General features: G+C 70.2%; 7 protein-coding genes. 1 reads left to right on the top strand and 6 read right to left on the bottom strand.

The window, feature by feature from the left end:
* Positions 1 to 126: 126 nt before the first annotated feature.
* The 6 genes from ACFWP5_RS50005 to ACFWP5_RS49980 form a co-directional block, all read right to left on the bottom strand.
* The gene (locus ACFWP5_RS50005) at positions 127 to 1,125 is read right to left on the bottom strand and encodes a DMT family transporter (protein ID WP_384173303.1); all 999 of its coding nucleotides are present in this window, start codon (positions 1,123 to 1,125) and stop codon (positions 127 to 129) included.
* A gap of 133 nt (positions 1,126 to 1,258) precedes the next feature.
* Positions 1,259 to 3,334, bottom strand: coding sequence for an ABC transporter ATP-binding protein (locus ACFWP5_RS50000; protein WP_384173300.1), 2,076 nt, complete (start codon positions 3,332 to 3,334; stop codon positions 1,259 to 1,261).
* A 104-nt stretch (positions 3,335 to 3,438) separates the two neighbouring features.
* Entirely contained in the window at positions 3,439 to 3,570 is a 132-nt protein-coding gene (locus ACFWP5_RS49995; protein ID WP_384173297.1) for a hypothetical protein, read from the bottom strand.
* A gap of 268 nt (positions 3,571 to 3,838) precedes the next feature.
* Entirely contained in the window at positions 3,839 to 4,963 is a 1,125-nt protein-coding gene (locus ACFWP5_RS49990; protein ID WP_384173294.1) for a lipid II:glycine glycyltransferase FemX, read from the bottom strand.
* A gap of 51 nt (positions 4,964 to 5,014) precedes the next feature.
* Complete coding sequence (locus ACFWP5_RS49985) at positions 5,015 to 5,776, bottom strand: metallophosphoesterase family protein (RefSeq protein ID WP_384173291.1); 762 nt, start codon at positions 5,774 to 5,776, stop codon at positions 5,015 to 5,017.
* Positions 5,773 to 8,682 (bottom strand): FAD-binding and (Fe-S)-binding domain-containing protein, encoded by a 2,910-nt coding sequence (locus tag ACFWP5_RS49980; protein ID WP_384173288.1) that lies wholly within the window; start codon positions 8,680 to 8,682, stop codon positions 5,773 to 5,775. Before ACFWP5_RS49980 ends, ACFWP5_RS49985 begins: the two co-directional genes overlap by 4 nt.
* A gap of 267 nt (positions 8,683 to 8,949) precedes the next feature.
* On the opposite strand from ACFWP5_RS49980, the gene ACFWP5_RS49975 reads away from it, so the two are divergent.
* A partial coding sequence (locus ACFWP5_RS49975) for an ATP-binding protein (RefSeq protein ID WP_384173285.1) occupies positions 8,950 to 10,297 on the top strand: 1,348 nt, incomplete at its 3' end.

Genomic DNA, 10,297 nt, shown 5'->3' with positions numbered 1-10,297 from the left:
GCAGCGGAATCGGCGCAGCCGACGCGACCGCAGGGAGCGCCCTTTACTCGGGCCGCGGAAGCCCGACACTGACAAAGAAGCGAGTGGCCCAACGTCCACCTACGCCTTCACCTACGCATCCACTTTCTACGCATCCACTTTCGCCTTACCCCGCCCCACCTGCGTCCGAACCGCCCCCATACTCGCCGCGATAACCAGCGCAATAGCCATGGCCTCAGGAACAGACAGCGCCTGGTGAAGGATCAGGAAGCCCGCCGTCGCAGCCACGGCCGGCTCCAGGCTCATCAGGATGGCGAAGGTGGAGGAGGGGAGGCGGCGTAGCGCCAGAAGTTCAAGCGTGTAGGGAAGCACCGAGGAAAGAACAGCGACCACCGAACCGAGGGCGATCGTCGTGGGGTTCAAGAGCCTCGTGCCCGACTCCACGACACCGAGCGGCAGAAACACCACCGCGGCCACAACCATCGCCAGCGCAAGCCCATCGGCCTGCGGAAAGCGACGCCCCGTACGAGCACTGAAAACGATGTACGTAGCCCACATGGCGCCGGCCCCCAGGGCAAAGGCCACACCTACAGGGTCCAAGCTGCTGAAGCCTCCGCCGCCGAGCAGGAAGACGCCCACCAGGGCAAGTCCCGCCCACACCGCGTTCAGCGCACGCCGGGACGTCAGAACCGAGAGGGCGAGCGGACCCAGTACCTCCAGCGTCACCGCCGTCCCCAGGGGAATGCGGGCCAGCGACTGATAGAAGAGGCCGTTCATCGCGGCCATGGTGACGCCGAAGACGACAACCGTGCCCCAGTCCGCCCGCGAGTGGCCACGCAGACTCGGTCGGCAAATCACAAGCAGAACCACCGCAGCCGCCAGCAGCCGCAGCGTCACCACACCCAGCGCCCCCACCCTGGGCATCAGCGTCACCGCCAGCGCACCACCGAACTGCACCGAGATCCCCCCGGCCAGCACCAGACCCACCGGCCCGAGTGAACCGAAACGGCCCGGGGCGACGGCCAAGTCGGCGGCCGGGTCAGTTGCCGGATTGACGGCCGGGTTGGCGGCCGAACCAGCGGCCGGGGCGGCCGGGGCAGCCGGGTTGGCCGCAGGGCCGGTGGTCGACGTACTGGGAATACTCACGGGGCTTCCAGGGCTCGGCTCAGCTCGAATTCGTCCATCACGATGCACTGCTCAGTTCATGGTAATGGACTTCGACAGGTGTGCGAACCCTTTTGCAGCTGTCTTCGGAGTAGACCTGGGAACGATCAGCGGTTCAGATCCCGCTCCAAGGGACCTCGTCCCGGAACAGGGGCCGGCCATCGGGGAGGGTCGTGGGCATGGGCCCGAAGAGGGGGTCGGAGTACTCGGCCTCCGGGTATGCCGACTGATACGTCTGCGGCACCCAGCTCTCGGTGAAGACCGGCGGCGCGGAGTACCCGGGGTACTCGGGGTACCCGTAAGCAACCGCAACCGCAGCCTCGGCGACAGCCACAGGCGCAGGCACCCCCATCGGAACCCCCGCCTCGGCGAACGACGGCAACCGCAACTCCCCGGTATCCATCACCGCGTTGTTCTGCGACCGATGCAGCTGCGAGTACGCCCCACCCAGCGCCATCAACTCCCCATGCCGCCCCGTCTCCACGATCCGCCCCCGGTCCACCACCAGAATGCGATCGGCGTCGGGAGCGAGATTGAGGTCATGGGTGATCATGATGGTCGTACGCCCAGCCATCAGCCGACGCAGAGGCTTCACAACGCGTCGGGCGGCCATGGAGTCCAACCCGGTCGTAGGTTCGTCGAGAACCAGCACCGGAGCGTCACGCAGAATCGCCCGCGCGATCGCCAGCCGCTGAAGCTGACCACCGGACAGGCGGGCCGAGTTGGGATCGACCTTCGTGTCGTAGCCGTCGGGGAGGCGGAGGATGAACTCGTGGGCGTCGGCCGCCATCGCCGCATCCACGATCGCCTGCTCACTCGCGCCCGGCCGCCCGCAGGCGATGTTCGCGCGGACGGTGTCGTGCAGAACCAGCGTCTCCTGCGGAAGCAGGGTGACGTACTCACGCAGGCGGGCCAGCGGAAGGTCACGCAGCGGCACGCCGTCGAGCAGCACATCCCCCGCGTCGGGGTCGTAGAAGCGGAGCAGCATTTTGGAGACGGTGGACTTGCCTGCGCCGCTGGGGCCGGTGACGATCACCAACTCACCAGGATTGACCGTGAACGAGAGCCTCTCCAGCGCGACCCTGTCCGCGCCTGGGTAGCTGAAGGAGACGTCGCGGAGTTCGACCGTGCCGTCGGGGCGGCCGGCCTCCGAGCCGCGGGCGGGGTCGGCGACGGACGGCCGTACGTCGAGGATCTCGATGAGGCGTTCGGCGCCCGCGGTGGCGGCCGTGATGGTCAGGCCGAGTTGGGCCAGGCCGCGGACGGGCGGGTAGAGGTAGCCGAGGAAGGCGGAGAAGGCGAGGAGCTGGCCGAGGGTCATGCGGCCGGTGGAGATCTCCCAGGCGCCGATGCCGATGACGGCGAGCACGCACACGGTCTCGATGACGGCGACGAGTTGCTCGTACGCCTCGTTGAGCCGCGACGAGCGGACGGAGGCCCGGAACCAGGCGCCGGCCTCCTCGTTCAGGCGTCGGCGTTCCGCGTCGCGGCGGCCGTAGGCCTGGGTGAGCACGATGTTGCCGAGGGATTCCTCCACAACGGACGTGATCGCACCGTCGGCCACCCGGCCCTCACGCGACACGTCCTTGATGGAGCCGGAGAAGCGGCGGGCCGCCAGCCAGAAGAGGGGGGCGAGGACGAAGGTCGCGGCGGCCAGGTCCCAGCGCAGCCAGAACGCGGCGGCGGCGTAGAAGAGGGCGGAGAAGATCGCGGAGGCGGTGCCCACGACGCCGGAGACGACGAGGGTCTCGATCGCCTCGACGTCGCCGGTCAGGCGGGACAACAGGTCGCCCTGGCGGTGACGTTGGAAGAAATGCGGCGGCAACTGCTGTACGTGGTCGAAGACATGCTCGCGCAGTCTCATCACGAAGCGTTCGGTGGCCCAGGCGGCTAGGGAGTTGCCGGCGTACGAGACCAGCGCGCCGACGATCGCGACGCCCAGCCACTTGGCGGCGGGGCTCCAGAAGGCGCTCAGTGAGCCCTTCGCCAGGGCGTGGTCGGTGAGGTCGCTGAAGAGGAGGATGGCCTCGGTCTCGGCTAGCGCGCCGATCACCGTGCACACCCAGACGAGGACCAGCCAGCGTCTGAGACCGCGGGTCAGCGGCCAGAAACGACGGAAAGCGGTGCGGGCGGGAATGGTGGGAGTTTCGTAACCCTCGTCGTATTCGAGGTCTTCCTCGTCCGCACCCATGTCCACAATCCCCTTCGCTTTCCGTCATCAGAATTCTTTGAATTTTCGAATTCGGGAAAGAAAAGAGGGCCGACTGCGTGGGTCGGCCCTCTTCTACTGCCGGTTCAGCTGTCCTGGCCGGGCAGCGGCTTCGGCAGCGGCTTGGGCTGGTGCTTCTTGCGGGGCTTCGGGGGCGGCGGCGGGAGCTGCTTCGACTGGGGCTTCGGGGCAAACGGGGCCAGCTTCTTGAGGCTCATGCCGAACTCCTTGGATTGTGCAGCGGATTGTGCGTCAAAGTCGAGCGTTTTACCGCCCGGGGAATTCCCGACACCGATGAACTTACACGCGACCGACGCCAAGCGGCAGCAAAGTCGGCAAGCGAACGGCAAGCAGGTGCTGTGAATACCTTTGTAAATCCTGAGTTACGGCGGCGAACCTGAGAGTTCTCTAATAAACCTGAGAGCAGCCTTAATGAACCTGTGCTTCCGCCCTCAGCCGGGCCGTGCCCGAGGCCCGTCCGAGGCCTCAGCGGCGCGCCATGTAGAGGTCCAGGGCCTTGTGCAGCAGTCGGTTGAGGGGGAAGTCCCACTCCCCCAGGTACTCGACGGCCTCTCCACCCGCGCCGGCCTTGAAACGCAGCAGCCCCAGCAGGTGGTTGGACTCCTCCAGGGTGTCGGTGATGCCTCTGAAGTCGTATACGTCGGCGCCGAGTTGGTGGGCGTCGGCCATCATGCGCCACTGCATCGCGTTGTTGGGCTGCACCTCGCGCCTGCGGCTGGTGGAGGCGCCGTAGGAGTACCAGACGTGCTGTCCGACCGTCAGCATCGTGGCCGCGGCGAGGATCTCGCCGTCGTGGTGGGCGAGGTAGAGGCGCATCCGGTCGGGGTGTTCGGCGGTGAGGGCGTTCCACATGCGCTGGAAGTAGGGCAGGGGGCGGGGGATGAAGCGGTCGCGTTCGGCGGTCTCGGCGTACAGCTCGTAGAAGGCGGGGAGTTCGTCGTAGCCGCCCTGGACCACCTTCACGCCGGCCTTCTCGGCCTTCTTGATGTTGCGCCGCCACTGCTGGTTGAGGCCGCGCTGGATGTCGTCCAACGACCGCCCCGCGAACGGCACTTGGAACACGTACCGAGGCTGCCCGGCCGCGAACCCGTCCTCGCCCCCGGGTTCCGTCTGCTGCCAGCCCGCGCGGCGCAGCCGGTCGGCGATCTCGTAGGCGCGGGGTTCGTACGACGTGGGCTCCGCGTCCCGCAGACGCCGCGCGTCCGGGTCGGCGATCGCCGCCTTCACCGCGTCCGCGCTCCATCGCCGTACGACGACGGGCGGCCCCATCTTCACCGTGAACGCGCCCTGCGACTTGAGGTGCGCGAGCATCGGGTCGAGCCAGCGGTCGAGGTCGGCGGCGTGCCAGTCGATGACCGGTCCCTCGGGCAGATAGGCGAGGTACTTCTTCAGCTTGGGCACGGGCCGGTACAACACGAGCCCGACCCCGACCAACTCCCCGCTCCCCTCGAACCACCCGAGGCTCTCCGCCCGCCAGTCGGGCTTCACCGCACCCCAGGAGGGCACCTGCATATGGCTGGCGGAGGGGCGGGCGGCGATGAACGCGAGGTGTTCGGCGGGGGTGATGGGGCGGAGACGGAGGTTGGTCATACGCGGGCTCCCTGACTGGTCGAACCGTGGTCGAGCGGCCAGCCTAGGCAGTCACCCGCGCCCGTCCCGGGGTCCGAACGCCTCCAGCGCGTCCATGTCCGACGCCCGCGCGTTGAGGAAGTAGTCCGCCCACTCCGCGATCTCCGGGTAACCGGACTCCCGCACGAGGCGGGCGATCGCCGCCGGGATGTCGTACGGCGTCACCCGCAGGTCCGTGCCCGGGCCCAACAGGCACCAGTGGGCGCCGGGGCGGCCGTACGGCATGCCGACGCTGCCGGGGTTGACGATCAGGCGGCCGTGGGCGAGGCGGGTGTACGGCATGTGGGTGTGGCCGCAGACGATCGTGCGGATGTCGTCGTCGAGGCCGGTGAGGATCTCTGCCCAGCGGGCCGGGCGGGAGTCGACCAGGACAACCTCCTCGTCGTCCCGGGGAGTCGCGTGGCAGAAGAGGACCCTGCCGTGGCCACGGACGGGGAGCGTCAACGTCTTGGGGAGGGTGGCCAGGAAGTCGATCTGGTCGGGGCGGAGGGCGGTCGCCGCGTAGGGGGCGATCGGGTCGGGGATGTCGTCGCGCTCGCCCCAGCGGTACTCGACCAGTTCGCGGTCCGCGTTGCCCGAGATCCACAGCACTCGGTCGGCCTGCGCACGCAACAGGTCCACTACTTCCGCCGGTTGGGGGCCGGCCGTGATGTCGCCGGTGAGGACGATGCGGTCGGCGGCGGCCACCTCCGGTTCGGCGAGGACCGCTTCCAGGGCGGGGAGCACTCCGTGGATGTCGGAGAGGACGGCCACCCGGCCCAGTTCGTATGTCACTTCACTCCCCTGATCTCTGAACTCTCCAACGCCTCCGCCAGCACCTCCGCCAAGTGCCTCCCCCGTACCCCCGCCATCTGTTCCAACTGCGTACGGCACGAGAACCCGTCCGCCAACACCACCGCCCCGTCCGGCGCTTCCCGTACCGCCGGCAGCAACTGCTCCTCCGCGCACGCCGCCGACACCTCGTAGTGCCCCTTCTCGAAACCGAAGTTGCCCGCCAACCCGCAGCAGCCGCCCGCCAGTTCACCGGTCAGACCCGCCGCCGTGCGCAGGCGGCGGTCGGGGGCGTCGCCCAGCACCGCGTGCTGGTGGCAGTGGGTCTGGCCGACCGTCGGGCGGTCGATGCGGGGCGGGGTCCAGTCGGGGGCGAGGCGTTCCAGGGCCTCGGCGAAGGTGAGGACCGAGGCGGCCAGGCGGGCCGCCCGCGGGTCGTCGGGGAGCAGCTCCGGGAGGTCCGTGCGGAGGGCCGCCGCGCAGCTCGGTTCCAGGACGACGACGTGCGAAGTACCCTCTCCGCCGAGCCCGGGGTCCAGCAGCACGCTCATCGCGTCCAGCGTCCGGCGCATCACCTCCCGGGCCCGGTCCAGTTGGCCCGTCGACACGTACGTCAGGCCACAGCAGACCGGTTTCCTCGTGATCACCGGAACCACTCCCAGCCCCGCCGCCTCCATCACCCGCACCGCCGCCCGGCCGACATCCGGCGAGAGGTGTTCCGTGAAGGTGTCCGGCCACAGGAAGACATGACCCCGGGTGGGCGTCTCCGCGTAGTCGACCCCCTCGCGCATGCCCTGCCGCGTCCCCGCCCTCACCTCCCGTCGCCACGCCCTCGTGAACGTCACCCCGGCCACCCGCGGAATCCCCCGCTCCCCCGCGATCCCGCCCAGCCGCTTCGCCAGCGCCGCCAACGGCCGTACGGAAGCGAGGGAGTTGACCAGCCACGCCGTACGCGTGCGCTCCACCAGCCGTAGCCAGCGCGGCAGCCGGCCCATCGCGTAGTGGGCCGCGGGCCGGCGCCTGCCCTCGTAGTGGTGGTGCAGGAACTCTGCCTTGTACGTGGCCATGTCGACCCCGACCGGGCAGTCCGTGCGGCAGCCCTTGCACGACAGGCACAGGTCCAGCGCATCCCGGACCTCCGTCGACTGCCAGCCGTCGGTGACCAGTTCGCCCGCCAGCATCTCGTGCAGCAGCCGGGCACGCCCGCGCGTGGAGTGCGCCTCCTCTCCCGTCGCGCGGAACGACGGGCACATCACGGACGATCCAGCGGGCTCATGAGTACGGCACTTGGCCACCCCCACGCACCGCCGCACCGCCGCCGAGAAGTCGCCGCCGTCGGACGGATACCCGAACACCACGTCCACCGGCTCGCGGGGCAGGACGGAGAAGCGGAGGTTCGTGTCGAGCGGGGCGGGCCTCACCAGCATCCCGGGGTTGAGGAGGTCGTCCGGGTCCCACACCCCCTTCGCTCGCTCGAAGAGAGCCACCATCTCCTCGCCGTACATCTTCGGCAGAAGCTCCGCCCGCGCCTGTCCGTCCCCGTGTTCTCCGGAGAGCGAGCCACCGTGGGCCGCCACCAACTCGGCCAGTTCCTCCGAGAATTGGCGAAAGCGGGCCACGCCCGGCTCCGTCAGCAGGTCGAAGTCGATGCGGACGTGGATGCAGCCGTCCCCGAAGTGGCCGTACGGCGTGCCCCGTAGGCCGTGCGTGCCCAGCAAGCCCCTGAAGTCCCGTAGATACGCGCCGAGTCGGGCCGGCGGTACCGCGCAGTCCTCCCAGCCCGGCCAGGCCTCCGAACCGTCCGGCATCCTGGTCGCCGTACCGCTCGCGTCCTCGCGGATGCGCCACAGGGCCCGCTGGCCCGACGGGTCGGTCACCACCAGGGAGTCGAGGACGTCGGCCGCGCGGACGATCGCCTCCGCACGCGCGCGTGCCTCCGCCTCCGTGTCACCGCCGGTCTCCACGAACAGCCAGGCGCCGCCCCGGGGAAGGTCGGCCGTGGAACGCACCAGGTCGGCCGCCATGCCCTCGACGGTGAGCGGCGCGAAAGGCAGAAGTCCCGCCGCCGCCTCCGCCGCCGCGCTCTCGTCGGCGTACCCGAGTACCAGCAACGCACGCGCGCGGGGTGCCTCGACGAGTCGTACGACCGCCTCCGTGAGGATGCCCAGCGTGCCCTCGCTGCCGCAGAAGGAGCGGGCGACGTCCGCGCCCTTCTCGGGGAGGAGGGCGTCCAGGGCGTAACCCGAGATCCGGCGGGGGAGGTCCGGGAAACCGGTGCGCAGACGGGCCAACTCGCCCTCCACGAGCGGCCGGAGACCCTCTGGGGCGCCCGCCCAGTCCCGGCCGGGGCGCAGAAAATCACCCCTCGCGGTGATCACGGAGAGTTCGCTCACGCTGTCCGCCGTCGTGCCCCAGGCGACCGAGTGGGAGCCGCAGGAGTTGTTGCCGATCATGCCGCCGAGGGTGCAGCGGCTGTGGGTCGAGGGGTCGGGGCCGAAGCGCAGGCCATGTGGGGCAGCGGCCTGTTGGAGGCGGTCGAGGACCAGGCCGGGCTGGACGACCGCCGTACGGGAGGCGGGGTCCAGGGACACCAGGCCGTTCATGTGGCGGGTGAAGTCCAGGACCACGCCCGTGCCCGTCGCCTGGCCGGCGATCGACGTGCCGCCGCCGCGTGCCACCACCGGCACCCCGTGCGCCCGGCAGGCCGCCAGCGTCGCCGCCACGTCGTCGGCGTCACGGGGCGCGACGACGCCCAGCGGGACGCGTCGGTAGTTGGACGCGTCCATGGTCATCAGCGCCCGGGACGTGACGTCGAAACCGACCTCGCCCCGGACGGTCCTGCCCAGCTCCGCCCGGAGATCCGCCAGTTCCGCCCGAGCACCCACCGACTCCGCCTGAAGATCCACCATGCCCCCAGCATGCACCCGACCACTGACAGTGACCGTCCGGCATCTGGCGAAACGTTCCGGGAAACTTCGCACCCTCGGGGCACCGATTCTGTAAACGCATCCAGAACCTCCCCAGTTCGATCACTAACTCTCATATAGTGACCGGCAGTTGAGCACCCGGTGTCGCTTCTCGCCCAGGAACCCGACGAGCACCCCCCGAGGACACGACCGAGGACGACTGAGGACCACGACCAAAGACGCCCGAGGACCCGACCGAGGACCCCCTTCATGACCGCCCCCATACTTCCCGGCGAACGACCCACCTTCCGCACCATCGCCCCCGTCCCCCTGTTCACCGCCGTGCTGGCCGGGCTCGCGGTCGTCGGCGCGGTCTACGTGACGCCCGACGCGAAGCGCCTCGCGGTCGCCTGCGGTGCCGGCGCCGGCGCGCTGCTGCTGTGCGCGGCCGTCGCGCTCGCCGCGCACGCGTACCAGACGGCCCGGATCACCCGCCGCCGCCTGGAGGCCGTCACGCTGGACGCGGGACGGCTGCTGCAGGAACGGGCCCGGCTGAGCACGGACTTCGACCGGGAGCGCGTGCAGCTGACCGAGGAGCTGACCCACGAGCGGGCCCGGCTGACCACGGAACTCTCGCAGGAACGCACCCGGTTGACCTCCGACTTCTCCCAGGAGCGCATGCGGCTCACCACCTCCTTCGCGGAGGAGCGCATCCGCCTCACGGAGGAGAGCGAGCTGGAGCGCGCCCGCCTGACCGCCGAGAACAAGCAGCTGTCCGAGCGGGCCCGCCGGGACTCCCACGAGCGCGCCGCCGCGCTCTCCGCGACCGCCAACGCGGCGGGCCGTATGCAGGCGTTGGCCACCGGCATGCTCGCCGACCTGCGCGCCATGGAGGAGCGGCACTCCGACGAGGACGTCCTCGCCGACCTGCTCCACCTCGACCACCGCACCGCGCAGGCGGGCCGTCTCGCCGACTCCGTCGCCGTGCTCACGGGCGCCCGCTCCGGCCGCCGTTGGGCCCGTCCCATCGCCATGGAGTCGATCCTGCGCGGCGCGATGGGCCGGATCAGCGGCTACCAACGCGTGCGCGTGCACTCCGCGAGCGACGCCGCCGTCGCCGGGCACGCGGCCGAGGGCGTGATGCACGCGCTCGCCGAACTCCTCGACAACGCCGCGAACTTCTCGCCGCCGAGCGCCGAAGTGCATGTCTACGTAGAAGAAGTGCCCGCCGGGGTCATCCTCTCGGTGGAGGACAGCGGCCTGGTCATGGGCGACATCCAGCTGCGCCGCGCCGAACGCGCCGTCTCCGGCGACTCCACCGAACTGGGCGGTCTCACCGGCACCCGGCTGGGCCTCGCGGTCGTCGGCCGGCTGGCCCGCAAGTACGGCCTGAAGGTGTCGTACCGGCCCTCCGCGCGCGGCGGCACCGGCGTCCTGATGCTCGTACCGCAGGACATCCTGGTGCCCCAGGACGCCCCGGCACCGCAGGTGTCCCTCGACCTCCCCGAGCCGACGACGGCACCGGCGCCCTCGACCTGGCCGGAGCCGGAGACAACTCCCGAACCCGCCGCCGTGGAACAGCCGTGGGTGTCCTACTCCGCCGGGCGCACCCTCGCCG

The sequence above is a fragment of the Streptomyces sp. NPDC058469 genome (assembly GCF_042721125.1).
GTDB lineage: Bacteria > Actinomycetota > Actinomycetes > Streptomycetales > Streptomycetaceae > Streptomyces.
Note: the sequence above shows the minus strand (reverse complement) of the source record. Positions and strands in the feature narration are given on the sequence as shown.

Coding starts and splice junctions, on each gene's coding strand:
- ACFWP5_RS49995 (WP_384173297.1), bottom strand. CDS start 3,570: ATGAGCCTCAAGAAGCTGGCCCCGTTTGCCCCGAAGCCCCAGTCGAAG.
- ACFWP5_RS50000 (WP_384173300.1), bottom strand. CDS start 3,334: ATGGGTGCGGACGAGGAAGACCTCGAATACGACGAGGGTTACGAAACT.
- ACFWP5_RS49990 (WP_384173294.1), bottom strand. CDS start 4,963: ATGACCAACCTCCGTCTCCGCCCCATCACCCCCGCCGAACACCTCGCG.
- ACFWP5_RS49980 (WP_384173288.1), bottom strand. CDS start 8,682: ATGGTGGATCTTCAGGCGGAGTCGGTGGGTGCTCGGGCGGAACTGGCG.